Below are 25,117 nucleotides of genomic sequence, written 5' to 3' on the forward strand. Positions count from 1 at the left end.
AACGGGTTAACGCAAGGACGGGGTCTCGTCGGATTCCTTCGCTTCGGACAAGGTAAGTCCGGCGAAATCGAACAATTTCGGGTCGAGCAGATGCGACGGGCGTGCATTCATCAGCGCCCGGAACATCACCTGCCGCCGGCCGGGCGAGTTCTTCTCCCACCCGTCGAGGATCTGTTTCACCTGCTGACGCTGCAGCCCGTCCTGGCTACCGCAGAGATCGCAGGGGATGATCGGATAGTTCATCGCCCTAGCGAAACGCTCGCAATCCGCCTCGGCCACGTGGGCGAGCGGGCGGTACAGGAACAGGTCGCCCTCTTCGTTCACCAGTTTCGGCGGCATCGTGGCGAGCCGGCCGCCGTGGAACAGGTTCATGAAGAATGTCTCGAGGATGTCGTCGCGATGGTGGCCGAGCACCACGGCAGAACATCCTTCTTCCCGCGCGATCCGGTAGAGATGCCCACGCCGAAGCCGCGAGCAGAGCGCGCAGAACGTCCGGCCCGCCGGAATCTTGTCCATCACGACGGAATAGGTGTCCTGGTACTCGATCCTGTGGGGCACGCCCATCTTCTCGAGGAACTCGGGCAGGACCGTCGCCGGGAAACCGGGCTGGCCCTGGTCGAGGTTGCAGGCGAGGAGTTCAACCGGAAGCAATCCGCGCCACTGCAACTCGTGCAGCACGGCGAGCAGGGTGTAGCTGTCCTTGCCGCCGGAAAGACAGACGAGCCATTTCGCACCGCGTTCGACCATGCCGTATTGCTCTATCGCCTCGCGGGTGTCGCGGACGATACGCTTGCGCAGCTTCTTGAACTCGGTCGAGGACGGTGCGCCCTCGAAGAGCGGATGGATGTCGTCGGCATTGTCGAACATGGGGCGGGATATGGCAGACGCGCGCGGTCCGGCAAAGGGAAAACTGCGTTATCCCGGGGCGGGTCAAGCGCCGCACGAGGCGCTCGCCAGAAGGTCCTACGAAGCGCCTTGCCACCCTCCGACGGGCCGCGGTGCCGCCTTTCAATCGGGGACGTTGTCGATGCCCGAGCCGCCCCACGGATGGCAGCGCAGTATGCGCCGCGCGGCCAGCCATCCGCCCTTCAGCGCGCCATGTTTTTCGAGCGCTTCCATGGCATAGGCGGAGCAGGTGGGCGTGTAGCGGCAGCCGTGCCCGACCCACGGCGACCACAGCAGCCGATAGGCCCGGACGGGCAGGGACAGAAGGAAGGCGGCGGGGCTCACCTGTGGACCTCGGCCAAGGCGGCGCGAAGATCCTCGCGCATGGTGGCGAAGTCATGGTCTGCAGTCGCCTCGCGGCGGCCGATCAGCACGTAGTCCCATCCGGGCTGGCCGTAAGCGGGCAGTTCTAGGCGGGCGATCTCCCGAAGGCGACGCTTGGCGCGATTGCGGGCCACGGCATTGCCGACCTTCTTGGAGCAGGTGAACCCGGCGCGCATGGTCGCATCGCCATCGTCGCGCTTTAGCGCCTGCAGATGGAAGCCGGGCGTGCCCTTGGAGCGTCCGCGATGCTGGCAGGCGAGGAAATCGGCACGTTGGCGGAGGCGTTCGGGGCTGGTCATAGGGAATCCCTCGCCTGGCGGTCTCCGCAATAACGCCGGATCCAGTCGAGGCTCACCTCGTCCGAAAGCCGGGCGACGCCGGGCGCAACAACTGCGGGTGCGAGCAGGTCGAGCGCCGTGCAGAGGCGAGCGAGCTCTACCGCAGGACTCATGCGCCGTTGCCTTTTGCCGGGCGGTCGACCGGACAAACGGAAACCGCCGCAGGCGAGGCCTCGGCGGTTCGGATCTCTTGCGCGATCATGTCGGCCGCATCGTGAGTGACCTCACGATGCAACGCGGGATCAGGCGCTGAGCTTCTTCCGGCCACGGGCGCGGCGGGCATTGAGGACCTTGCGGCCTGCCTTGGTCGCCATGCGGGCGCGGAAACCGTGACGGTTCTTGCGAACCCGGTTCGAAGGCTGGAACGTGCGCTTCATCGCGTCTCTCCATCGGTTGTCGCCGATTCCGCTGTGACCGGAATCAAGGCTGTCATGTAATTCGAAGCCCGTCCCATAAAGAGCGCTTCACGGCCTGTCAACGCGCTGACCGGGCGAAATCTGCAACATTCGCGGTCCATCGCCACTATGTAATGTTACAGGACCGGCATCCTCCTGGCCTAATCCATCAATGCGGCGTGAACGCGGTGGGTCGGGCCTCCTCACCGACCCATGTGACTGCCAGACAGAAGCTCTGCAACGCTGCGGGAGACGGAGACGAAATGACCGACATGCCCCGGGATCAAGACACCTCTCCATGGCTCAGGCGCCTTCCGCTCATTGCAGTGGTAATCGCGGCGGCACTCGGGGCGTTTTTCCTGCGCGACCAGCTGTCGTTCGACGCGCTGGCCGAGAACCGCGAGGCGTTGCTGCAGTTCCGCGACGACAATTACGTGCTGACCGCGCTCGGTTTCGTCGTGATCTATGCTCTTGTGGTGGCCTTTTCGCTGCCGGGGGCCACGGTGATGACCCTGACGGGCGGGTTCCTGTTCGCGACCTTTCCGGGTGTGCTCTTCAACGTCACGGCCGCGACGATCGGTGCGATCGGCATCTTCTCTGCGGCGAGGCTGGGGCTCGGCGACCGGCTCGCCGCGCGCATGGAGGCGGGCGAGGGGCTTGTGAGGCGCATCAAGGACGGCATCGACGAGAACCAGTGGTCGATGCTGTTCCTGATCCGGCTGATCCCCGCCGTGCCGTTCTTCGTTGCCAACCTCGTGCCTGCGTTGGTGGGCGTGCCGCTGTCGCGCTTCGCGATCTCGACGTTCCTCGGCATTATTCCCGGAGCGCTGGTCTACACGTCGGTTGGAGCCGGGCTGGGCGATGTTTTTGCGCGGGGCGAGACACCGAACCTCGGCATCATCTTCGAGCCGCACATCCTGCTGCCGATCCTCGGGCTCTGTCTGCTCGCGGCATTGCCGATGGTGCTGAAGGCCGTGCGCGGCAAGAAAGGGTTGTGAGCATGGAACGGATCAAGACCGACATCTGCATCATCGGTGCGGGATCGGGCGGGCTCTCCGTCGCGGCGGGCGCCAGCCAGATGGGCGCGAAGGTCGTTCTGCTCGAGGCGGGGGAGATGGGCGGCGATTGCCTCAACTACGGCTGTGTTCCGTCGAAGGCGCTGATCGCGGCTGGCAAGCAGGCCCACGCGGTGCGCAGCGGCGGCTACGGCGTCGCCCCGGTCGAGCCGGAAGTCGACTATGCCGGGGCGAAGGATCACGTCGCCCGCACCATCGCCGCCATCGCCCCGGTCGACAGCCAGGAACGCTTCGAGGGGTTCGGCGTCCGGGTGATCCGGGAGCACGGCCGCTTCATCTCCGAGACCGAAGTGCAGGCGGGCGACACCGTGATCGAGGCACGGCGCTTCGTCGTCGCCACCGGGTCTTCACCGTTCGTGCCGCCGATTGAGGGGCTCGACGGGGTCGAGGTCCACACCAACGAAACCATCTTCGATCTGCGCGACCGGCCGGAGCATCTGCTCATCATCGGTGGCGGCAATATCGGGATGGAGATGGCGCAGGCCCATGTGCGGCTCGGCTGCAAGGTGACGGTGATCGAGGGCAGCACACCGCTCGCCAAGGACGATCCGGAGCTGACGGCCATCGTTCTCGACCGGCTGCGCGCCGAAGGCGTCGAGATCGTCACGGGCGCGCAGGCCAACCGGGTCTCCGGCGGAGAGGCCATCACGGTCCACACGGAGAAAGGCGATTTCACGGGCTCGCATCTGCTGATGGCAGTCGGCCGCAAGGTGAATGTCGAGGGGCTCGACCTCGACAAGGCCAATGTCACGTGGAGCAAGACGGGTGTGGAGGTCGGCGACGACCTGCGCTCGACCACGAATCGCCGGGTCTATGCCGTCGGCGACGCGGCGGGGGGGCTGCAGTTCACCCATGTCGCCGGCTACCACGGCGGGATCGTCGTGCGCTCTGCCGTGCTGGGGCTGCCCGCGAAGGCCAAGACCAGTCATATTCCGTGGTCGACCTACACCGACCCGGAGCTGGCGCAGGTCGGGCTGACCGAGGCGCAGGCGCGGGAGCAGCATGGCGACAAGCTTACCGTCGTGCGCGCGAATTATGACGAGAACGACCGCGCGCAGGCGGAAGCCAAGACCACGGGCTTGCTGAAGGTCATGGTGGTGAAGGGCCGACCCGTCGGCGCCTCGATCGTCGGGGCACAGGCGGGGGAAATGGTCGGCTTCTGGTCACTGGCGATCGCCAACAACCTCAAGATGTCGGCAATTTCCAACAGCGTGCTACCATATCCCACGATCGCCGAGATTAACAAACGCGCCGCGGGCGCCTATTTTAGTCCGAAGCTCTTCGAGAGCGATCTTGTAAAGAGGGTGGTTCGCGTCGTTCAGAGGTGGCTGCCCTGAACGAAGGATAGTCATGCTCAACTCGCTGTCCGGGCGTTTCCTGATCCTCACCACGGTCTTCGTTATGTTGGCCGAGGTGCTGATCTTCGTGCCCTCGGTCGCGCGGTTCCGCGAGGATTACCTTCTCCTGCGCCTCGAACGGGCGCAGATCGCTTCCCTCGCGCTTTTGGCCGACGACATGATCGATCAGGACCTCGAGCAGGAGCTGCTGGACAATGCCGGGGTCTTCAACGTCGTGCTGCGGCGGGATGAGGTGCGCCAGCTCGTGCTGTCGTCGCCGATACCGGAGCAAATTCACGAGACGATCGACCTGCGCGACAACCGGCCCTTCACGCTCATCAGGGACGCACTGGCGCGGCTGCTCGACCCGGCTGACCGGATCATCCGGGTGATGGGCAACCCCGTCCAGGACGGCGGCCTGTTGATCGAGGTGACGATGGAGACCGGGCCGCTCCGCATGGCGATGATCGATTACGGGCTTCGCATTCTCGCGCTGTCGGCCGTCATATCCGTCGTGACCGCGTTCCTCCTGTTCCTCGCCGTGCGCGCCCTTCTCGTGCGGCCAATCAAGGGCGTCGTCGGCGCCATGCAGAGCTATGCCACTGCGCCCGAGGACGCGCGGCGCATCATCACGCCCTCCGCCGGTATCCGCGAGCTGCGCGAGGCCGAGGAAGCACTGGCGTCGATGCAGACGCAGCTGACCGGCGCGCTCAAGCAGAAGGAGCGGATGGCCCAGCTTGGCGGGGCGGTCAGCAAGATCAGCCACGACCTTCGCAACATGCTGACCTCCGCCCAGCTCTTCACCGACCGGATCGAGGGGTCGGACGATCCGCTCGTGCGGCGGATGGCGCCGAAGCTCGTCAATTCGATCACGCGCGCCGTCAACCTGTGCGAGACGGTGCTGGCCTTCGGGCGCGTCGAGGAACCGCCCCCCGCGCTGAACCGTGTCGGGCTTGCCTCCATCGTGTCCGACGTGGTGGAGGCCGAGCGTCTCGCCGCGGGAGAGCATGACCTGTCCTTCTCCGAGGACATCCCGGCGTCGATGACGATCCGCGCTGACGGAGAGCAGATTTACCGGGTGATCTCGAACCTCGTGCGCAACGCCCGGCAGGCGATCATCTCGACCGGCAAGCCCGGCGAGATCTGCATCTCGGCGAGCGAGGACGACGACGCCTGGTGGATCCGCATCACCGATACCGGACCGGGCCTGCCTGCCAAGGCACGGGATCACCTGTTCCAGCCTTTTCAGGGCGGCGCAACGAAGGGCGGCTCCGGCCTCGGCCTCGCGATCTCCGCCGATCTCGTGCGCGGTCACGGCGGCCGCGTGGAGCTCGCGAAGTCCGACGGAGACGGCACCTCGTTCCTGATCCGCCTGCCGAAGTCCAACGTCTCTCTGCCCGAGGCCGCGGAGTAGCGGTGCCTTCGCGTCATCGCTCCGCAAGTGGATTTCTCGGATGGGACCCCTTGCATCCGTCCGGCACTCCGTCTAAGTCCGGCGCCTACGCGCTGGTAGCTCAGTTGGATAGAGTACCTGACTACGAATCAGGGGGTCGGGGGTTCGAATCCTCCCCAGCGCGCCACTTTCCCTGTTCGCGCTGAATGTCTTTCACCTTTGGTGATCTTTATGCTGTTCCGGTGACGTCACGCTGACAGTTCGCGGGGATCGTGTCGTGCTCGCTCGCTCGCTTTGCTTTGGTGAGCCATCATGGCCCGCAGTTACCTGCTTCCTTCTCATCCCTGACTGCACCGACGGACTGTAATCACGCAGAATTCTGCGCGACCCGACCAAACGGTCGGATCGACCTTGAGGCTTCTTGGATTGTCCGGTCTTGTCCCCTCCGAGGAGTGAGGAGAATTCCATGTCAGCTACCCCCGCCTGGTTGCAGGAGCGGACCGTTCGCAAGCTGGTCGAGGCCAACCCGATGCACGGCAATCCATTGCGGACACGGGCCGATCTCGGTCGTGCCGCGTCGGACATGATCGCGCCGTTGCTGCCCCTGATGTCGGAAAGCCGGGCGCGGATCCGCATCGGTGTCGGCGGCGCGCACTACAGTTCCGAAGCCGCCGAGATGGAGAGTTTCGCACGCCCGCTCTGGGCGCTGGCGCCGCTGGTCGCAGGTGGCATAGGCCATCCGAACGCGACGGACTGGGCGATCGGACTGATGAACGGCACGGATGCCGATCACCCTGACTACTGGGGCGACGTGAACCGCTTCGATCAGCGCATGGTCGAAATGGCCGGTCTGTCGCTCGGCATACTGCTGGCGCCCGACACGTTCTGGACACCGATGCCCGAGGCCGCCCGCGCGCGCACCGCAATGTGGCTGCGCTGGATCAATGCCTATCCGCCGGCGGACAACAACTGGCTGTTCTTCCGCGTGCTGACCAACCTCGCCCTGCGCTCTGTCGGCGAGCACTGGGATGAGGGGCTCACGCGTGCCGCGCTGGACCGGATCGAGCAGTTCCACATCGAGGGCGGCCATTACCGGGACGGCACCTGGTATCAGCTGGATTACTACACACCCATGGGGATGCACTTCTATGGTCTGATCATCGCCCAGCTGGTGCCCGACCTGTTCCCAGATCTCGCCCAGCGCTACCGCGAGCGGGCACGCACCTATGCGCAGGATTTCCAACACTGGTTCGCCGGGGACGGCGCGGCCGTGCCGTTCGGACGCTCGATGACTTACCGCTACGCGCAGGGCGCGTTCTGGGCGGCCTGCGCCTTTGCCGGCGAAGAGGTGCTGCCATGGGGCCGGATCAAGGGGCTGCTGATGCGGCACCTGCGTTGGTGGGCGGACCGGCCCGTGACCGACCGCGACGGGATCCTGACCATCGGCTACGGTTATCCCAACCTGCTGATGTCCGAGGCCTATAATGCGCCTGGCTCTCCCTATTGGGGGCTGAAGTCCTTCCTGCCGTTGGCGTTGGGCGAGGATCACCCGTTCTGGACCGCCGAGGAAGAGGCGCCGGACGCGCTTCCGACCGGGCGTCACCTTTGCCGGCCTGCTGGAACCGTGACCCGGCGCGCCGCGGAGGATGCGCTGATGCTGACCGGCGGTCAGGACGGGCGGGAGCACCGCTACTCTGACGCAAAGTACGGCCGCTTCGCCTATTCCTCGGCCTTCGGCTTTTCTGTGGCATCGGACGCATGGGGTGACCGGGTCGACCGTCATGCGGTGGATTGCGGCCTCTCCATGTCGCGCGACGGGCTGAGCTGGCTGTCCCGCGCGACGATCACCGAGGCGGGGATCGACGGCGACATGGCTTGGGGGCGCTGGGCGCCTGACGGCGGCCTGACGGTGGACAGCTGGCTGGACCTCGGCCCAGAGGGGTGGCACGTGCGGCTGCACCGGGTCGTGACCGATGTGCCGATCGAACTGGCCGAGGGCGGGTTCGCCATCGACCGGGCCGGGGACGGTCACCTCACCCCCGACGACTGGATCACCGAGGCGTCGGGAGAAGCGCGGGTGCGGACCCGCTCTGCCCTGTCTTGGTTGCTGGACCTCACGGGCGGACGCGAGGGCCGCATCATGCGGGCAGCGCCGAACACCAATCTGCTCTATCCCAGGACGTTCTTCCCTCGGCTGTCGGGCCGGGTCGAGGCCGGTGAGACCTGGATCGCCACGGCGGTCATGGGGCTGACCGATCCCGACGCGACCCCGGTCGCGTTCGAATTACCGGAGACGGCGCGCGCGCTTCTGACGCGCGAAGGCGTGGAACTGTCGGGTTGGCGCGGGCTTGGGGCGTCACCCGCGACCTGAGCCGCAGTGCCCGCGGTCTTAGCTGGCCGCGGGCGTCGGCACCGCGACCTGGCCCAGTCGCTGACTGTGGAGCAGGGCGCGGTGGCGGTCCTGGCTGCCGATCAGGTGGGCCATCATCGCCTCTTCCGCGGCGTCCTTGTCGCTGGCCGAGATGGCGCGGACGATCGCCTCATGTTCCTTGATCAGCAGGATGCGATAATCGCGTCGGGTTTCCTCGTCGGAATGCGGTATGAATGAGGAGGGCGGCACCAGCGCCTCGCCCACGCGGCGCATGAAGTCGGTGAACTGGCCGTTGTTGGTCGCCTCGGCAATCGCGTAGTGCAGCCGGTAGTCGTCGTCGCGAAACGCATCGCCGCCGGCATCGACATGCTGGCAAAGCGCGGCGTGCCGGTCGAGGATGCGCTCTTCCTGAACCGGTGAGCGCCGCACGGCGGCCAGTCCTGCGGCTGCGACCTCGAGCGGAGTGCGGAATTCCAGCAGTTCCAGCGTCGAGGCGAGCCAGGCCGTCTCGGTCGAGCGGCGCCGCGCGAGGTCCAGCACGAATACGCCGGCCCCCTGATGCGCCTCGACCAGCCCATCGAGCCGCAGTGTCGCGATGGCTTCGCGCACCACCGTCCGGCTGACACCGTGGGTCTCGGTCAGCTGGGCCTCGCTGGGCAGCTTGTCACCGGGCGCGAAATCGCCGGACAGGATCGCGCGGCGCAGATCGTCGGCGATGGCCCGGGCGCGGGTGTCGGCCTTGCGGGGGGCGGCGGATTTCATGCGTCTGTCTCCGTCCAGGTTCCCATGACCTCAATCCGGGTCAGGGCGGGGAATGGCGAGTCGAGGTCGGCGCGGCGCAACCGGTCGAGCGTGATTTCCTCTACCTCTCGCGGTGTGACCTCGAAGGGCTGGCGGGCGTCGGTCTTGATGAGCGACAGCTCGACGCTGTCACCACCCGCGGGGTCGCCGAAGGTCACTGTGGCGCGATCCCACCAGCTGTCGTGGGGGAAGTCCGCCCGCAGTGTCAGGGCGATCTCGTCGATCTGGACCAATCGACCGAACCGGATCGTCAGCGCCGCGTCCGGATCCTGCGCAATCCCCCAAGAGGTCCAGGGCCAGCGGCCGTGATCCTCGTTCGCGACCTCGCCGTCGATGGCGCAGCGGGCAGCGAAGCCGGCCTCGCCCCGCGTAATGACGGTCGCGTCGGCATGGGGGAAGCCGGTCGAGTCTGCGTGGTCATGCGGGTTCAGCGCCAGATCCCGGCGTGTCGCCAGCTCTTCCGGGCGAGCCAGACGCGCCATCAGGCGGTGCAACTCTCCGGTGAAGGCCGTGGGGGCGTAGCCCTCGGTCGCGCGACTGAAGGGCACGGGCATCTCGAACCCGCCGTCGGGCAGGTGGACCAGCGAGGGCGCCAGTCCTTGGTCGAGCGACAACATCAGCGTGCTGCCCCGCGGTGCGGTCACTCCGAGCCGGGTGCCCTCGGCGTAGGGTGCGCGGTGTACCAGCGCGAGCTCCGTCTCGGCGGCATGGCCGGCAATGGTTGTGCCGTCGGGGGCGATGATGAAAAGCTCGATCATGGTGTCCTCTGGTCAGTCTATCGTCACGGCGGCGGAACTGCCACGCACGTTGCCGGACAGGCGCCAGACGCCGTCCGGCCAAGAGGCGGCAAGCCGGGGATCGGCGACGGGCACATGGGTGATCACCATGTCCTCCAGCCCCTCGGTCGCGATCCGCGCGAGAGCGGGCAACAGCACCTCGTTGCCCGCAAGCTCGGGACGTTCGGCGAACAGCAAAGTCAGGGTCGCGGGCAGGGCGCCGTCATAAGTGTCACGGATTAGCACTTGTTGGCCGCGCTCCAGAGTCACGTCCCGCCGGGCGCTCGTCAGCCGCGCCTCGGCAGGCCAAGCGGGGGCCATGTCCATGGTGATTTTCGCATGTTCGGGGCCGAAATCCGTCGCGACGTCACGCGCACCGTGCGCTTCTCCGGGCGATTGCATGACGCCACCGAAGGTCGGCAAGTTGTGCCAGCCGGATTGCATCGTCCAGATCTCGTAACGGCGATCCGAGAAGGTGTGGGCGGTGTAGGTCTCTACCCCGAGGTCGATCAGTACGGGCCGCCCGGACTTGTAGAGGATGACGGAACCGACGTCGTTGTGATTGTGGCTGTCGCCGTTGTCGCCGGCCTTGACCGCGAGGGTGAAGGTCCGGTCGCGGGCGATGAACAGGCCGGACCCCGGATACCACGCGTCGCGCGGTGCCGGGGTAGGCGGCGGAGGCGCAGAAAGGTCCGCGGCGTGCTGCACCTGAAGCAACCGATACCAAAGGTTGATCTCGTCCGGCAGGTCGGACCAACCCTCGGCCGTTGCGTCGCGATGCGCCCAAGCGGTCAGGCGGTCGCTGCCGACCGCTTGGCCGAAGAGCCACTCCCGCGCGGTCGCGCGCTCGCCGACAGCGGGGCAATCCGCGAAGTTCAGGTAATTTTGCCCGGCGACATGGGCGCTCTCCACGTACTCGGCGATGTTGCGCACCTTTGGCGTCGCCAGCACTGCATCCATGCTTCCGGGGGCCGCGCGGTTGACCAGCGTCAGCGCGCCCCACAGGCACAGCCCTGCGTGGCGGTAATACATTGCGCCCTCTTCGCAGGCGCCGTCTTCGGCGTAGTCGGCCAGGAAGGCGTCGAGGCTCGGCAGGGCGCGCGACAGGACGGCGCGCCGCCGGTCGGGGCCAAGCGGTCGGACGAGGGCGGCGAGCAGGACATTCTGGGTGATCCATGTCGTCCAGTTGTTAGTCGGCCCGTCGACATTGCCCATCCACCAGTAATCGCGGGCCAGGTAGGGTGCGAGGATACGGCGGTCGACCTCGGCGTCGGCACGGGCGACAAGACCGGGCAGGGCGGCTTCCAGAGGCTCGCCAAGCACATCCAGGATCGTGGCGACGAGCCCCCCGGTCTCGGCCGCGAACAGATCGACCACCGGATCGTCGGGATCGGGCAGAGGGCGGCGCGCCCCGCCACGCGGCTGCGCGTTGTGCGCCGGCAGCTGCCAGCCCGTTTCCTCGAGAATAAGCCAGAGCCCATCTGCGATATCGTCGAGCCGCGCGCCGGTGCCCTCGGCCAGCTCCGCCATGACAAGGGCATTCAACTTGCGGCGGCGAGTGAACCAGCCGGCCTCATAGTTCGCGCGGTTTCCGGTGCGCGTAAAGGCGGCAAAGCCGGTGGCGGTGAGGTGCGGCCAGTCGAGCGTCGCGAACTCGTCACCACGAGCGATCAACTTGTCGCGCACGTCCGAATCAAGTTGCCCCCAATAGGCGCGGTCAGACCAGGGTGGAGCGCAGGATAGTTGCCGTGCATTGAGCGCGGACGCCAAGGGTATCCCCATAATACAAGGCGAATAATCGGCTGAAACTGGCGCGGATCGGCTCACGGTCTTTCTGTCCCTGTATTTGTAATTGACTTGTTACATGCTGTTAGACAAGTTAGCAACAAGTTGTCCGCCGCGGGAATCGGAGGCGTCGGGCGAAGACTTGGGAGGACTTATGTCGAGCGCCGATACGGACCTCGAGGTTGCGGTCAAGCAAGCTCAGCGCCCGCTGCTGACGCGTGCGCAGCGCAAGCGCCGTGCGTCGCTTGTCGCCTACTCGTTCATCGCCCCGAATTTCCTCGGCTTCGTGATCTTCACGCTCGGGCCGATCTGCGCGGCGTTCGCGCTGGCGTTCATGCACTGGGATGGCAACAACCCGATCGAGTGGGCCGGGCTGGACAACCTGTTCAAGCTCTTCGAGGACCGCGCCTTCAAGGCCGCCCTGTGGAACACGATCGTCTACACGGTTTTTTCGGTGCCACTGACGCTGGCCGCCGCGCTGGGCGTCGCGGTGCTGCTGAACGGCAAGATCCGGGGGCGCAACTTCTTCCGGACCGCGATGTTCTTTCCCTACGTCGCGTCCCTCGTCGCCGTCGCCGTGGTCTGGAACATGCTGTTCAACCCCGCGATGGGGCCGGTGAACATGATCCTCTACACGCTGGGCGTCGATCCGAGCAACCTGCCCGGCTGGGCGGCGGACCGGAACTACGCCATGGCCACCGTGATCCTGTTCGGGGTCTGGAAGGATCTCGGCTACTTCATGGTTATCTACCTCGCCGGGCTGCAGGGCATACCGCGCGAACTGTACGAGGCCGCCGACATCGACGGCGCCAACAGCTGGCAGAAATTCTGGCGCATCACGGTGCCGCAGCTGGCGCCGACGACCTTCTTCGTCACGGTCATCATGACGATCCAGTCGTTCAAGGTGTTCGACCAGATCTTCATGATCACGCAGGGCGGGCCGGGCACCTCCACGCTGGTGTTGGTCTACCACATCTACAACGAGTCCTTCGTATCCTGGGACCTCGGATACGCCAGCATGGTCGCGATGGTACTGTTCCTGATCGTGCTGACCGTCACCGTCATCCAGTTCCGTTTCACTCGCGAAACCGACTGAGGGGATCGACATGTCCACGACCGCCGATACCGCCGCTACCGTCCGCAGGCCCACGCGTCCGCGCCGCCGCCGCATCAAGCCGGGTCGTCTCGCGCTCTATGCCGGGATCCTCGTAATCACCGCGATCATGGTCTTGCCGTTCATCTGGATGCTCTCGGCATCGCTGAAGCTCGACCGCGAAGTGTTTGCCTTTCCGATCCAGTGGATCCCCGAGGCACCGCGCTGGCAGAACTTCGTCGACATCTGGCAGATGATCCCGCTGGCGACCTTCGTCTACAACACTGCGAAGATCACCGTGATCGTGACACTGCTTCAGCTGTTCACCTCGAGCTTCGCAGCCTATGCCTTCGCCAAGCTGGACTTCCCCTACCGCAACGTACTGTTCCTCGGCTACATCGCCACGATCGCCGTGCCGTGGCACGTCTACATGCTGCCCCAGTTCCTGATGATGCGCGAGTTCGGGCTGAACAACACGCACATGGCGCTGATCTTCCTGCAGGCCTTCACCGCCTTCGGCGTCTTCCTGATGCGGCAGTTCTACATGTCGATCCCCGACGAGCTGTGCGAGGCAGCCCGGATCGACGGCATGAGCGAGTACCAGATCTGGTGGCGCATCATGCTGCCCCTTTCCAAGCCGGCGCTGTCGACGCTGTGCATCTTCACCTTCGTCGCGACGTGGAACGACTTCCTCGGACCGATGATCTACCTCACCGAAACCGAGCTGAAGACCATCCAGATCGGGCTGCGAATGTTCATCTCGGAATATTCGACCGAGTACGGGCTCATCATGGCGGCGTCCGTCGTGTCGCTGATCCCTGTGCTGATCGTCTTCCTCTCTCTGCAACGGTTCTTCGTCGAAGGCATCGCCTCGACCGGATTGAAAGGCTGACCCCCATGACGCTGCAAACCCGCATAGAGGCCATTGCGCCGCTGACCGATGTCGAACGGGACGCCGCGCTCGACGCCGCCTGCGCCCAGGTGCGCCGCAATCTGCCGGACTTCACCTACAGCGCGCAGAACCATTCGTCGGTGAAAAACGTCTATCCCGCGGTGGAGAACAACCAGTGGACCGCCGGCTTCTGGCCCGGACAGATCTGGCTGGCTTACGAGCACACGGGCGACCCGGTGTTCCGCCACGCCGCGCAGATCCAAGTACAGAGCTTCCTGCACCGGATAGAGAACCGCATCGCGACCGATCATCACGACATGGGCTTCCTCTATTCGCCGACCTGCGTGGCGGCATGGAAGCTGGTGGGAGACGAGGACGGCAAGCGCGCCGCGATCCTCGCAGCCGACCAGCTGCTCGAGCGGTTCCAACCGGTCGGCCAGTTCATTCAGGCATGGGGCCGCAAGGGCAACCCGGACGAATACCGCTACATCATCGACTGCCTGCTCAACCTGCCGCTGCTCTATTGGGCGACGCGCGAGACCGGCAACGAGACCTATCGGGAGCATGCGCTGATCCACGCCCGCACGACGCTAGCGCACTCGATCCGGCCGGACAACTCGACCTGGCACACCTTCTACATGGACCCCGAAACCGGTGAGCCGGTGCGCGGCGTCACCAATCAGGGCTATGCCGATGACAGCTCCTGGGCGCGGGGGCAGGCTTGGGGCGTCTACGGCATGGCGCTGAGCTATCGCTACGAAAGCCTGCCGGAATACCTCGAAACCTTCGAGAAGCTGCTCGACTACTACCTGTCGCGGTTGCCTGACGACCTCGTCCCCTACTGGGACATGATCTACACCGACGGGGAGGAGCCGCGCGACAGCTCCTCGGCGCTGATCGTCGCCTGCGGTCTGCTGGAGATGGCTGACCTCGTGAACGAAGACGACCCCCGCGCCTCGGGCTGGCGCGAGCTGGCCCGCCGCATGGTTGGCAGCATCGTGCGCGATTACGCCGTCACCGATCCTGCCGTCTCGAACGGGCAGGTACTGCATGGCACCTACTCCAAGTCCACGCCTTACAACACCTGCAAGGGCGAAGGCGTCGACGAGTGCGTGAGCTGGGGCGACTACTACTACATCGAGGCGCTGACCCGTCTGAAGGGGGGGTGGTCCACCTATTGGTGAACCGCCCGGAGGAGAAACGGACATGGCAGAGATTTCCCTGCGGAAGCTGAACAAGACCTATGGCGCGCACGAGGTCATCCACGACATCGATCTGTCGATCGAGGACAAGGAGTTCGTGGTCCTCGTCGGCCCGTCGGGCTGCGGCAAGTCCACGACCCTGCGGATGATCGCCGGGCTCGAGGAAGTGTCCGACGGCGAGCTCTGGATCGGCGACAATCTCGTCAACGACGTGCCGTCAAAGGACCGGGACATCGCGATGGTGTTCCAGAACTACGCGCTCTACCCGCACATGACGGTCTACAAGAACATGGCCTTCGGCCTCGCCCTGCGCCGCGCCAAGGAGTCCGAGATCGAAACCAAGGTCCACGAGGCCGCGCGCATCCTCGACATCGAGCATTTGCTGAACCGCAAGCCAAAGGCCCTGTCGGGCGGTCAGCGCCAGCGGGTCGCGCTGGGACGGGCGATGGTGCGCAACCCCGAGGTTTTTCTTCTGGATGAGCCGCTGTCGAATCTCGACGCCAAGCTGCGCGGCACCATGCGGGCCGAGATCACCAAGCTGCACAAGCGGCTGGATGCCACGTTTGTCTATGTCACCCACGACCAGGTCGAGGCGATGACCATGGCCGACCGCATCGTCGTCATGCGGGACGGAAACATCCTACAGGTGGACAAGCCGCAGAACCTCTACGACCGGCCGGTCGATATGTTCGTCGCGGGCTTCATCGGGGCGCCGCAGATGAACCTGTTGCCCGCCGTGCTGCGCCGCACCGACCATGGCTATGCTGCGGAGTTCGACGGCATGCCCATGGCGCTGCCCGATACAATGGCGACGGACCGCCTCGCCGCCTATGTCGACCGGAATGTTGTTCTGGGCCTGCGCCCCGAGGATCTGCACGAGGCGCCGCCCCCGACCGTGGCACCTGATCGGTTAGCCCCGCTGGCCGGCATCGTCGACCTCGCAGAGCCTCTGGGGCCGGAGAAGCACCTGTCGCTGACCGCTGGCGGTCAGCTGCTGATCGCCAAGGTCTCGGCCCGTTGCGCCGCCGATGTGGGCGACCGGATCGAGCTGGTAGCCGACATGAGCCACGCGCACCTGTTCGATCCCGAAACCGAGCGGTCGATCCTGCACGGCATGGACGGCTGAGGAGATGCAGGCGCTCTCCCGTCTCTGGACACGCGAAGGACCGGGCGTTTCGCGCGATGACATGCTGCCCAGCCGGTGTCTGCCCCTGTTCGGGGCGACCGTCCGGCGCGAGGCAGGAGAATTGCTGACCCTGAACCTGCTGATGCTGCTGGCCTCCTTGCCGCTTATCACGGCGCCTGCGGCGTTCGTCGCCGGGGCGCGGATCTCGCTCGACATGGCGGCGGACCGGCCGCGCTACTTGTGGCGCGACTTCTGGCGCGGCTTCGGGGCTGTGGTCCTTCGCGCCACTGGCGTGGCGCTGCTCTTGATGCTGGCGCTGCTCGCGGCGGGTTGGTCGACGTGGATCTGGGCGCAGATGATCGCCGCTCGACCGCTCGCCGCCGCGCCCGCGTCGGTCTCGGCCTGCGTCACGCTGGCCATCGCCGCCGTGGGTCTCAGGGCGCTCATCTTGGTCGCTGCCGAACGCAATGCTCGCCTAGGGCTGTGGCGCCGCGCCGCCTTGGCATCGCTGGCCGCACCCGGGCGGTCGCTGGCGGGCCTCGCCGCGTTCGCTGCCGCGCCGGGCCTGACTTTGCTGTTCTACCCGCTGTCGGTCCTGCCGGGGCTGATCATGACTTTTTCGCTCGGGACGCTCGCCGCGACGATCGCGCTGCGCCCCGCTGATACCGCGCGACGGGCGGGACGCCCTTCGCAAACCGTGGAGGAGGAGACCACACCATGAAGACCTTGATGAAGACGACGATCCTTGCCGGGTTGCTGTCGCCTATGGCCGCGATGGCCCAGGACGAACAGGTGACCCTGAATTGGGTGCTCTGGGGCATGAACAACGAGAACTACTGGGTTCCGTTGATGGAGGCCTACGAAGAGAAGAACCCGAACATCACGTTCGAATACACCGACCTCGGCTCGGCGGATTACAGCACCATGCTGATGACCCAGCTGACCGGTCGTGCCGAGAACATCGACATCGTGTCGATCAAGGACACGCCGAGCTACGCCGACCTCATACGCACCGGCAACCTCGTCAACCTGACCGAGGAGCTTGAAGAGCCGGTCGACCCCGAACCCTATGCCGGCGCGATCGAGCAGCTGACGGTGGACGGGTCGCTTTACGGCCTCCCGTTCCGGTCTGACATCTGGCTGCTATACTACAACAAGGACATTTTCGACGCGGCGGGCGTCGAATACCCGACCAACGACATGACCTGGGCCGAGCATGACGAGCTGGCGCGCGAGTTGACGTCCGGATTCGGCGTCAACAAGGTCTACGGCTCGCACTTCCACACCTGGAATTCGCTGGTGCAGGTATTTGCCACGATGGATGGCGAGAACACCCTGATCTCCGACGATTACAGCTTTCTTCAGCCCTACTACGAGCGTGTGCTGTCGCTGCAGGAAGACGGTGCGATCCAGGACTATGCCGCGTTGCAGACGTCCCAGACGCACTATTCCGGGCCGTTCTACAACAGTCAGGTCGCCATGATGCCGATGGGCACGTGGTTCATCGGCACGCAGATCGCAAAGGTGGAGAGCGGCGAGAGCCTGTCCTCGAACTGGGGTCTCGCCAGCATGCCGGTGCCCGAGGGAGTCGAGCCGGGCACCACGGCCGCCACCCTGACGCCGCTTGGCGTCAACGCGGCCTCCCCCAACAAGGAAGAGGCGCTGGACTTCGTCCAGTGGGCTGCTGGACCCGAGGCGGCGGAGATCCTCGCTGGCTTCGGTAACATCCCGGCGTTGCGCAACGACGAAGTGATCGAGGCCATCGCCTCGCTGCCGGGCTTCCCCGATGACGAGACCAGCCGCGAGGCGCTGCGCCCGACGCAGACTTACCTCGAGATGCCGGTCGACATGCGCTCGTCCGACATCGGGCTACTGCTGAACCGCAACCATCAGAACATCATGACGCAGAACGTTTCGATCGAGGAAGGCATCGAAGACCTCAATGCCGACATCGCCGAAGTTCTGAACTGATCCGGCGCCGCAGATGAGACCGGGGGCGGGGGACATCTTCCGCCCCCACCCCCACGTCAAAGAGGATTTCATGGCCGACAGCCGTACCGACTGGCTCCCTTGGGAGCGGACCGAGGCCGACCTTGCCTCGGACGCCCAGGTCGCGCGCCGCGCCGAGCTGGCCGTAAGCGCCGGAGCCCGGATCGATTCCATGACCTACGTAGCAGAGGAGGCGCGCGTCTTCACGCAGTCGCTGAACATCGGCGCTCACGGCTTGATCGCGGCGGGCGCGCTTTTGCGTGGCGATCTGACGTTCGGCGCGCATTGCAGTGTGAATCCCTATGCCTGTCTGTCGGGCCGCGTGGCCTGCGGCGACGGGGTGCGGATCGCATCGCTGGCCACGCTGGTCGGCTTCGACCATGGCACGGACAACCCGGACCTGCCGATCTACCGCCAGCCGCTGATCACCCGTGGGATCGAGATCGGCGACGATGTCTGGATCGGGGCAGGGGCCGTGATCCTGGACGGTGCCCGCATCGGGTCGGGCGTGGTCATCGCCGCAGGGGCCGTGGTCAAGGGCGAGGTGCCAGACCGCGTGATCGTCGGCGGCGTCCCCGCGCGCATCCTGCGTCACCGCGACGGCCCCGCCGCGCCCGCAATCACCGGCAAGGCCGACCCGCTGGACCAGCTGGGCGCCGCCGCATCCCGGGACTGGCGCGCCGTCATTGATTTGCATCGCACACCCGAGGGCTTCGCCTCTCCCGACGCGGCGGAACGAGTAGGCCCGGCCATCCGCCACCTGTGCGACGCCATCGAACTCGAGGCCGGGTTCGGCGGGACCGACGAGGTCGCAGAGCGCGATGCCACCGTCCGCATGCTGCAGGCGATGCAGGACCAGACCACCGGCCTGTTCCCCGATCCCGATCATCCCCACGACGGCCCGCCCGAGCGGGACGGGATCGCGCTTTACAACGTCATCGCTGTCGGTGGAGCGCTCGCCTGCCTCGACGCCGCCCCCGCCTACCCGGTCGCACTGGTCGAGCAGGGCGGCGACTGGCTGTCCGGGCAACTCGACGGCCTCGACTGGCGCGGCAACCCTTGGGGCTCCGGCGCGACGACCGACACGCTCGGCACCGCGCTCTGGCTGAACCGCCGGCACTTCGGCCAAGGCAGCGCACGCGAAACGTTGTTCGGCTGGCTGACGCTGGCCGCCGATCCGCACTCGGGCATATGGTCGGGCAAGGTCGACGACGACTGGCTGCTGGCGGTGAACGGATTCTATCGCGCCAGCCGGGGCAGCTACGCGCTGCACGGTTTGCCGCTGCCTTATGCCGACCGGACGATCGATACCGTGCTGACCCATTGGGCCGCGCATGACGGGTTCCGCAATGACCAACGCACGGCCTGCAACCTGCTGGACGTGGTGCACCCGCTCTGGCTCTGCCTGCGCCAGACCGACCACCGCCGCGCTGAGGCCGAGAAGATCGCCCATGAGGTGATCGCCGGCACCGCCGAGCGCTGGCGCGAGGGCCGCGGACTTCCCTTCGACGACGACCACGCCACCGGGCTTCAGGGTACCGAGATGTGGCTGTCCGCCGTTCATACCGCCGCCGCGATCCTCGGAGCCGAGGACCGCTTCCCCTTCCGCCCGCAGGGTGTCCACCGACTGATCCCGGCGGGCAACGGGGCGCATCAGACCGAAAGGAAACCGAGATGCTGACTGTCACCACAGTGCACGCGATTCACCAGAGCCAGGCCAAGGCCTTCGACACCACGGGGCTGCGTGAGAACTTCTTGGTGGGTGACGCGTTCCGACCGGGCGAGATCCGCCTGACCTACACGCACTACGACCGCTTCGTGCTCGGCGGCGCGGTGCCCGACGGCGGCAGCCTGACGCTGGACAAGGTGGCCGAGACCGGCACCGACAATTTCCTCGAGCGGCGCGAGATGGGCATCGTCAACATCGGTGAAACGGGCGAGGTGGCGGCAGGTGGCGACAGCTGGACGCTGAACCGTGGTGACGTGCTCTACCTTGGTATGGGCTCGGGCGCGGTAACCTTCTCCGGCAAGGGGCGCTTTTATATCGCCTCGGCGCCCGCGCATCGCACCTGTCCGGACAAGCTGATCACGATCGGCGAGGCCAAGGAGGTCAACACCGGGGCGACCGAGACGTCTAACAAGCGGACCATCCGACAGTTCATCCACCCCGACGTGATGGAGAGCTGCCAGCTGACGCTTGGCTACACCCAGCTTCACGAAGGCTCTGTCTGGAACACCATTCCGAGCCATACCCACGACCGCCGGATGGAAGCCTACCTCTACTGGGGCATGGCCCCCGAGTCCCGCGTGGTCCACATGATGGGCGAACCGCAGGAAACCCGGCACCTGATGGTCGCCAACGAGGAAGCCATCGTCTCGCCGCCTTGGTCGATCCACTCGGGCGCTGGTATCGGTGAATACACGTTCATCTGGGCCATGGCCGGCGACAACCAATCCTTCACGGATATGGACTTCATCGAGCCGAAGGACCTGCTGTGATGGCTGGTCCGTTTTCACTCGAGGGTCGCAAGGCCATGGTGACCGGCGCCAACACTGGCATCGGCCGGGCCATCGCGACCAGTATCGCCGGGCAGGGGGCCGAAGTCGTCTGTGCCGGCCGCCGCAGCTGTGCCGAAACCGTCGCCGCGATCATCGACGCCGGCGGAACGGCGTCGGAGCTTCAGCTCGATTTTTCGGACCCGATGGCGGCGCACGATATCTTCGCGGGCGCCGGGTTCGACCTGCTGGTCAACAATGCCGGCACCATCCGGCGCGAGGACAGTGTGAATCTGTCCGAAACCGACTGGGACGAGGTGATGGACGTCAACCTCAAGGCGGTGTTCTTCACCTGCCAGGCCTTCGGGAAAGAGCTCTTGTCCCAGCAGGCGCCGGGGGCGGTGGTGAACGTCGCCTCGCTGCTGTCCTTCCAGGGCGGCATCCGGGTGGCCTCCTACACCGCGTCGAAACATGGGGTAGCGGGGATCACCAAGATCCTCGCAAACGAATGGGCGCCCCACGGCATCACAGTGAACGCTATCGCGCCTGGTTATATCGCCACCAACAACACCGTTGCCCTGCGCGCGGACCCCGAGCGGTCCAAGGCGATCCTCGACCGGATTCCCGCCGGTCGCTGGGGCGATCCCGAGGACATCGGCGGCACCGCTGCCTACCTGTGCTCGCCCGCCGCGCGCTATGTCACCGGGGCGGTGCTAAACGTTGACGGTGGCTGGCTGGCGCGCTGAGGCTCTGGTCGGCAGGAGTGTCAGGGCCCATGAATTTCGGCGGCTGAAGCAGCGGAAGACTGCGCATTCAGTCGGGACGGTACAAAGCATCATGCTGGCGCCCTGCAGCTTGAACTATTTATTGGGATCGAGGTGCGCGCCAAGTGATCCAAGTATCAGAGCTCTTAAAATTAGGGCGTGACGTAACGTCAGTTTTGATGACTGGATTTCCGTTCATCCCAATAAGGTTCTGCAGGATAGTCACACCCATTCGTTCAACTGGATCAGAGGCGAATACCGAATATCAGGGACAGCGAATTAGCTGGCGAGTGCCTGAAGCTGGTGTGCTTGAAGCTCTACTCCGATCAGCGTGAGCTCCTTGTTGAGGTGCGCATAGGGTCTAGGCGCCGAGAGCTGCTCGAACCCGTAGAGGCGATTGTAGAGCGGGACGCGGCTCTGCGGGACGGCGGCGACGCCGTATTGGACAGGGTAGGTCCGTTCGTAATTCATGCAGAGCCGCAGGGCCTGGCGGGCGACCGGCAGGCGCATCGAACCGAGGTTGGGGTCGACCGCGAAGCGCGCGCCGTCGATCAGGGTCTGGCCCGCCATTATCTTCGGCATGAGCACGTCGGAGAACGCCGACATCGTGGCGGAGCTGTGATTGTAGCGGTCGAGAATGTGCAGCCTGATCGTTCCGACGATACGTCCCGCCGAGCGTATCGCGTGGATATGCGCGTTCTCGATCCGGTCGAATTCATCGACGAATTCCTCGTCTTCCCGGGGCGCGATGGCGCCTTCGGCGAGGTAGCAGCGATACCGGAATTCACCGACTTCGCGCAGCTCATCCTCGGATCGCACTTGAGTGACTTCGAATACTTTTGCGAGCATGATCAGTTCCTTGAGGGGATCTTCGGGAGCAGGAAGCCGGCGTTCTTCTGATAGTCGATATATTGCTGTCCGAAGCGGCCATCCGACAGGAAGCCTTCTTCGCGCTTGGCGGAATAGAGGTAGACGAACAGCAGCGTGCCGAAGACGGCGATCGATGCCGGGTGGGCGGTTCCGATCGCGCAGGCAAGCCAGAAAATGATGTAGGACGAGTAGAACGGGTGCCGGATGTACTTCCAGGGACCGCTCGTGATGATGCCGTCGCCCTTCGTCTCATTGTCGAACGCGAGGGACAGCTTCTTGCGGCTGTGGCGTGTGGCCCAGAGGAACAGCGCGAACGCGGGAACCATGAGAACCAGCGCCGCGAACGAGAACATCAGGTTCCCGTAGAAAGCCAGCAACAGGAAGACGAAGAGGCCGATCAGCGACAGGCCGGAGATCAGGTACATGCCGAGCGGATATTTCTCGGAGGTGAAATGCTGCCGTGTCGCGGCAGAAATCATCACGAAGTAGGCCAGCGCGACGAGGCCTGCGAAAAAGTCCAAGGGGTCTGACACGGTCCGGCGTCCCTGCAAAAAAAAACTGACTTCAGACGCGGGGACTCGTCCGGATTCGGGGCGCGAATAGAAAAAATACAGCCGTGTCGGCGTGTGCGATTTCCTGACCTCAGCCCCAGCCGTCAAGCGCGCATCAACGTTTAGAAAACATAAACCGGTAATAATGCTCCGCAAGCGACTTTATTCCGGAATCCGAATTAAAGTCGCGCAGGTGGAAACGAATGCCCCGGAGCGGGCTCCTCCGGAGGCTCAGACTTCAAACTGTGCTCAGGATCGCGCCGAAATGGCGACTTGCCGGTCGGATGGGTCGTCCACCGATTTCGAAATTGCTGTAGTCCGGTTGCCCGAGTCGAAGACAGTCGTGCAGGGCAGCTCGATCTCGAAGGTCGTCCCGACGCCAACTTCGCTCTCGTAGTCGATGGTGCCGCCGATCGCTTCGATGATCTCTCGTGAGATCGCCATGCCGAGCCCGGTGCCGCCGAACTGGCGCTGCGCGGAGGAGTCGAGTTGGACGAAGCGGCCGAACACGGCTTCCTTCGACCCCTCGGGAATCCCGACGCCGTGGTCGCGCACGTAGATATGGGCCCGGCCATTCGCGACCTTGAGCCAGATGTCGACCTCTCCCTTCTCGGGCGAGAATTTGGCCGCGTTCGAGATGACGTTGGCGAGCACCTGCATCAGGCGCGACACGTCGGTATGGACGTAGACCGTCGCCGCCACGTCCATCCTGAGGTTCAGCTGAACATCGTAGCGGTCCGCCAATCCCTGGTGCGAGGTGAGCGCGTCGTTCAGGAAGGACTGGAGGTCGACCGTCTCCTTTTCGAAGCGCATCTTGCCCTCTTCGAGCTTCTGCAGATCGAGCAGGTCGTCGACGAGGTTTGCAAGCCGCCGGCTGTTGCGCCCGACCAGCTTCAGCATCGACTCAGCCTGTGGCGGGAAGGTCCCGAACTTGCCCGAATTCAGCAGGTCCAGCGATCCCTTGATCGACGTCAACGGCGTGCGCAGTTCGTGACTCACGACCGCGACGAACTGCGACTTGAGAACGAGCGCGGCCTTTACCTTCTCGTGCTGCGCCTCGAGATCCTCGAGCTGTTTAAGGTCCTGGCGATACAGCCGCAGGAAACCGAGCGAACAGTCGATCAGGAAGTACATCAGGAAGATGATGGTAAAGAACTGCAGCCACATGTCCGAGGTCAGCGGTGGCCGGTACACGTAGAGGTCGCGCGACGTGATGACGAGGAACGCCACGCCGTAACCGGTCAGGCGGATCGCGAGCGCGCTTGCCAGCTGGTGGTTGTTGATCGCCGCGTAGAGCGCGGCCGCGATCAGGCAGAACAGCGCGGTGAACATCGCGACGCCATCTTCGGTGATGCCGACCCAGATACCGAAGACGCTGATGGCTAGCGTGCTGACCGTCGTGTTCGTGATGTAGCCCGCATAGGCCCGCCGCGTCGCGCGCGAGTCGCCTTTCTCGATACGCTGGACGCGCCTCGCCATGCGGAGGTCGATGAACTCGCAGATCATGCAGACCGCGAAGAACAGGGCGGCCTTCCACGGCGCGAAGAACCAACCGGCCAGCAGAGCGACTGAGGAGAAGATGCCCTGCCGCTGCCAAGTCAGCGTGATGACCGCACGAGAGTAATCTCTGACGTTCTTCAGCAGACGCTTCGAAGCGGCAGATTTGCGGTCATTTTCAATCTGGGCCTGATCTGGCGTCACCAGAAGCACCCCTTCCGCAGGGTGAACGGTGCAACGATGCTCACGCCGCGCGCGTAGGCGGACTGCCCTCGCGGCGAGCCCCGAACCTGGTGGCGGGCGATGATATGAGCATCAGTCTTCAACGATGATCCGCTCTGAAATTGCGCTCGGCCTGGGGCTCTGGATGTCGTCCCGGGCGGGCTCACCTCTTTTATTACTCAATTTTTTTAGCCGTCGACTTTGGCGAAACTGTGATCAGAAGTCGGTTATGTTAACCAATTTGCCGGGCGAGAGGCGGGCCCGCACAACCTTATGGCGAATGGTTTGGTTTGGCAGGGGGTGGCGTCACGCAAGTGGACGGCCTCTGCTTGATTGCCCAAGCAGTCCTGCCCTCGAGACTCTGCGGTGCCATCGCGTTGCAGAAGCTGGACACAGTCAAGTCGGCCAAGCCGGCACGCCCGCCTGGCTGGGCGTCGATGCTCCATTAGCGGTCCCCGGTTGGAGCTTCCGGCGATACGCAACGCGATCGTTCGGTCGCTCGCGGCTCTCGACCGTCACACGTCCTTGCAGAACGATTCGTAGAGGGCGCTCATCAGGACGTGGAGGTCGGGGTCACTGATCCGGTAGTGGATCGTCTGGCTCTCGCGTCGAGTGTCCACCATCCCCGCTTCGCGGAGCTTGGCGAGGTGCTGGCTCAGCGCGGATTGGCTGAGCCCGACAGCGGCCTGCAGCATCCCGACGGAGCGTTCGCCCTTCGCCAGTTCGCACAGGATCAACAGGCGCTTGGCATTCGCCACCAGCGCCAGACGCGATGCGACGTGATCCGCCCGCTTCTCGAGCGCGGCCACCGACTCGTCGGTCTCGAATTCCATTACATTAGCCTTGACTGAATTAGCATGCTCTAATATGTAGC

Annotated in this window: 25 protein-coding genes and 1 tRNA gene; 14 read left to right on the top strand and 12 right to left on the bottom strand. The window is 65.0% G+C overall.

The features are described 5' to 3' along the window. Positions 1-6: 6 nt before the first annotated feature. The 5 genes from ttcA to rpmH form a co-directional block, all read right to left on the bottom strand. Positions 7-867, bottom strand: coding sequence for a tRNA 2-thiocytidine(32) synthetase TtcA (ttcA, locus tag I8N54_RS02010; protein WP_140194177.1), 861 nt, complete (start codon positions 865-867; stop codon positions 7-9). A 141-nt stretch (positions 868-1,008) separates the two neighbouring features. Beyond that, on the bottom strand, positions 1,009-1,230 hold the full coding sequence (yidD, locus tag I8N54_RS02015; RefSeq protein ID WP_140194176.1) for a membrane protein insertion efficiency factor YidD: 222 nt from the start codon (positions 1,228-1,230) through the stop codon (positions 1,009-1,011). Next, complete coding sequence (gene rnpA, locus I8N54_RS02020; protein ID WP_140194175.1) at positions 1,227-1,568, bottom strand: ribonuclease P protein component; 342 nt, start codon at positions 1,566-1,568, stop codon at positions 1,227-1,229. Before rnpA ends, yidD begins: the two co-directional genes overlap by 4 nt. Beyond that, positions 1,565-1,720 (bottom strand): hypothetical protein, encoded by a 156-nt coding sequence (locus I8N54_RS02025; protein WP_197097534.1) that lies wholly within the window; start codon positions 1,718-1,720, stop codon positions 1,565-1,567. Before I8N54_RS02025 ends, rnpA begins: the two co-directional genes overlap by 4 nt. Positions 1,721-1,849: 129 nt before the next feature. After that, positions 1,850-1,984, bottom strand: coding sequence for a 50S ribosomal protein L34 (gene rpmH, locus I8N54_RS02030; protein ID WP_140194174.1), 135 nt, complete (start codon positions 1,982-1,984; stop codon positions 1,850-1,852). 281 nt (positions 1,985-2,265) lie between these two features. On the opposite strand from rpmH, the gene I8N54_RS02035 reads away from it, so the two are divergent. The 5 genes from I8N54_RS02035 (at position 2,266) to I8N54_RS02055 (ending at position 8,179) form a co-directional block, all read left to right on the top strand. After that, positions 2,266-3,000 carry a TVP38/TMEM64 family protein gene (locus I8N54_RS02035; protein ID WP_140194173.1) on the top strand — a complete coding sequence of 245 codons (735 nt, stop codon included), beginning with the start codon at positions 2,266-2,268 and terminating at the stop codon, positions 2,998-3,000. A 2-nt stretch (positions 3,001-3,002) separates the two neighbouring features. Then, the gene (locus I8N54_RS02040) at positions 3,003-4,415 is read left to right on the top strand and encodes a dihydrolipoyl dehydrogenase family protein (protein ID WP_140194172.1); all 1,413 of its coding nucleotides are present in this window, start codon (positions 3,003-3,005) and stop codon (positions 4,413-4,415) included. Positions 4,416-4,428: 13 nt separating this feature from the next. Beyond that, positions 4,429-5,829, top strand: a complete 1,401-nt coding sequence (locus I8N54_RS02045; RefSeq protein ID WP_140194171.1) for a sensor histidine kinase — start codon at positions 4,429-4,431, stop codon at positions 5,827-5,829. An 89-nt stretch (positions 5,830-5,918) separates the two neighbouring features. Continuing rightward, positions 5,919-5,995 (top strand) — tRNA-Arg (locus tag I8N54_RS02050). Between the two features lie 279 nt (positions 5,996-6,274). Continuing rightward, complete coding sequence (locus tag I8N54_RS02055) at positions 6,275-8,179, top strand: DUF2264 domain-containing protein (RefSeq protein ID WP_140194170.1); 1,905 nt, start codon at positions 6,275-6,277, stop codon at positions 8,177-8,179. 18 nt (positions 8,180-8,197) lie between these two features. Here I8N54_RS02055 and I8N54_RS02060 read toward each other — a convergent pair whose 3' ends face one another. From I8N54_RS02060 to I8N54_RS02070, 3 genes are read right to left on the bottom strand one after another with little or no spacing between them, the layout of a single operon-like run. Further along, the gene (locus tag I8N54_RS02060) at positions 8,198-8,941 is read right to left on the bottom strand and encodes a FadR/GntR family transcriptional regulator (protein WP_140194169.1); all 744 of its coding nucleotides are present in this window, start codon (positions 8,939-8,941) and stop codon (positions 8,198-8,200) included. After that, the gene (locus tag I8N54_RS02065) at positions 8,938-9,738 is read right to left on the bottom strand and encodes a carbohydrate-binding protein (protein WP_140194168.1); all 801 of its coding nucleotides are present in this window, start codon (positions 9,736-9,738) and stop codon (positions 8,938-8,940) included. Before I8N54_RS02065 ends, I8N54_RS02060 begins: the two co-directional genes overlap by 4 nt. Before the next feature lie 12 nt (positions 9,739-9,750). Then, positions 9,751-11,442, bottom strand: a complete 1,692-nt coding sequence (locus I8N54_RS02070) for a heparinase II/III domain-containing protein (protein WP_140194167.1) — start codon at positions 11,440-11,442, stop codon at positions 9,751-9,753. 253 nt (positions 11,443-11,695) lie between these two features. Here I8N54_RS02070 and I8N54_RS02075 point away from each other — a divergent pair, with 253 nt between their 5' ends. The 9 genes from I8N54_RS02075 to kduD all read left to right on the top strand — a co-directional run bounded on the left by I8N54_RS02075 (position 11,696) and on the right by kduD (position 21,085). Further along, on the top strand, positions 11,696-12,637 hold the full coding sequence (locus I8N54_RS02075) for a carbohydrate ABC transporter permease (RefSeq protein WP_140194166.1): 942 nt from the start codon (positions 11,696-11,698) through the stop codon (positions 12,635-12,637). Positions 12,638-12,647: 10 nt separating this feature from the next. Further along, positions 12,648-13,526 (top strand): carbohydrate ABC transporter permease, encoded by an 879-nt coding sequence (locus I8N54_RS02080; RefSeq protein WP_140194165.1) that lies wholly within the window; start codon positions 12,648-12,650, stop codon positions 13,524-13,526. A 5-nt stretch (positions 13,527-13,531) separates the two neighbouring features. Next, entirely contained in the window at positions 13,532-14,710 is a 1,179-nt protein-coding gene (locus I8N54_RS02085) for a glycoside hydrolase family 88 protein (protein WP_140194164.1), read from the top strand. 22 nt (positions 14,711-14,732) lie between these two features. Beyond that, positions 14,733-15,854, top strand: a complete 1,122-nt coding sequence (locus tag I8N54_RS02090) for an ABC transporter ATP-binding protein (RefSeq protein ID WP_140194163.1) — start codon at positions 14,733-14,735, stop codon at positions 15,852-15,854. Between the two features lie 4 nt (positions 15,855-15,858). Then, complete coding sequence (locus tag I8N54_RS02095; protein WP_198571745.1) at positions 15,859-16,575, top strand: hypothetical protein; 717 nt, start codon at positions 15,859-15,861, stop codon at positions 16,573-16,575. Further along, complete coding sequence (locus I8N54_RS02100) at positions 16,572-17,825, top strand: extracellular solute-binding protein (RefSeq protein WP_140194161.1); 1,254 nt, start codon at positions 16,572-16,574, stop codon at positions 17,823-17,825. Before I8N54_RS02095 ends, I8N54_RS02100 begins: the two co-directional genes overlap by 4 nt. 70 nt (positions 17,826-17,895) lie before the next feature. Beyond that, positions 17,896-19,524 carry an acyltransferase gene (locus tag I8N54_RS20325; RefSeq protein ID WP_140194160.1) on the top strand — a complete coding sequence of 543 codons (1,629 nt, stop codon included), beginning with the start codon at positions 17,896-17,898 and terminating at the stop codon, positions 19,522-19,524. Continuing rightward, entirely contained in the window at positions 19,518-20,342 is an 825-nt protein-coding gene (kduI, locus tag I8N54_RS02110) for a 5-dehydro-4-deoxy-D-glucuronate isomerase (protein ID WP_140194159.1), read from the top strand. Before I8N54_RS20325 ends, kduI begins: the two co-directional genes overlap by 7 nt. After that, entirely contained in the window at positions 20,342-21,085 is a 744-nt protein-coding gene (gene kduD / locus I8N54_RS02115) for a 2-dehydro-3-deoxy-D-gluconate 5-dehydrogenase KduD (RefSeq protein ID WP_140194158.1), read from the top strand. Before kduI ends, kduD begins: the two co-directional genes overlap by 1 nt. A 297-nt stretch (positions 21,086-21,382) precedes the next feature. Here the strand turns inward: kduD and I8N54_RS02120 are convergent, their stop codons facing one another. The 4 genes from I8N54_RS02120 to I8N54_RS02135 form a co-directional block, all read right to left on the bottom strand. Next, entirely contained in the window at positions 21,383-21,952 is a 570-nt protein-coding gene (locus tag I8N54_RS02120; protein WP_140194157.1) for an N-acyl amino acid synthase FeeM domain-containing protein, read from the bottom strand. Positions 21,953-21,954: 2 nt separating this feature from the next. Then, positions 21,955-22,494, bottom strand: coding sequence for a methyltransferase family protein (locus I8N54_RS02125; protein ID WP_140194156.1), 540 nt, complete (start codon positions 22,492-22,494; stop codon positions 21,955-21,957). 279 nt (positions 22,495-22,773) lie between these two features. Beyond that, a complete protein-coding gene (locus I8N54_RS02130) occupies positions 22,774-24,225 on the bottom strand; it encodes a sensor histidine kinase (RefSeq protein ID WP_140194155.1) in 1,452 nt (483 codons plus the stop codon). Positions 24,226-24,758: 533 nt separating this feature from the next. Beyond that, positions 24,759-25,076: an ArsR/SmtB family transcription factor gene (locus I8N54_RS02135; RefSeq protein ID WP_140194154.1), complete on the bottom strand. Its 318-nt coding sequence runs from the start codon at positions 25,074-25,076 to the stop codon at positions 24,759-24,761. Positions 25,077-25,117: the final 41 nt, after the last annotated feature.

It is taken from the genome of Pelagovum pacificum (assembly GCF_016134045.1).
In the GTDB taxonomy this organism is placed as follows: domain Bacteria; phylum Pseudomonadota; class Alphaproteobacteria; order Rhodobacterales; family Rhodobacteraceae; genus Oceanicola; species Oceanicola pacificus_A.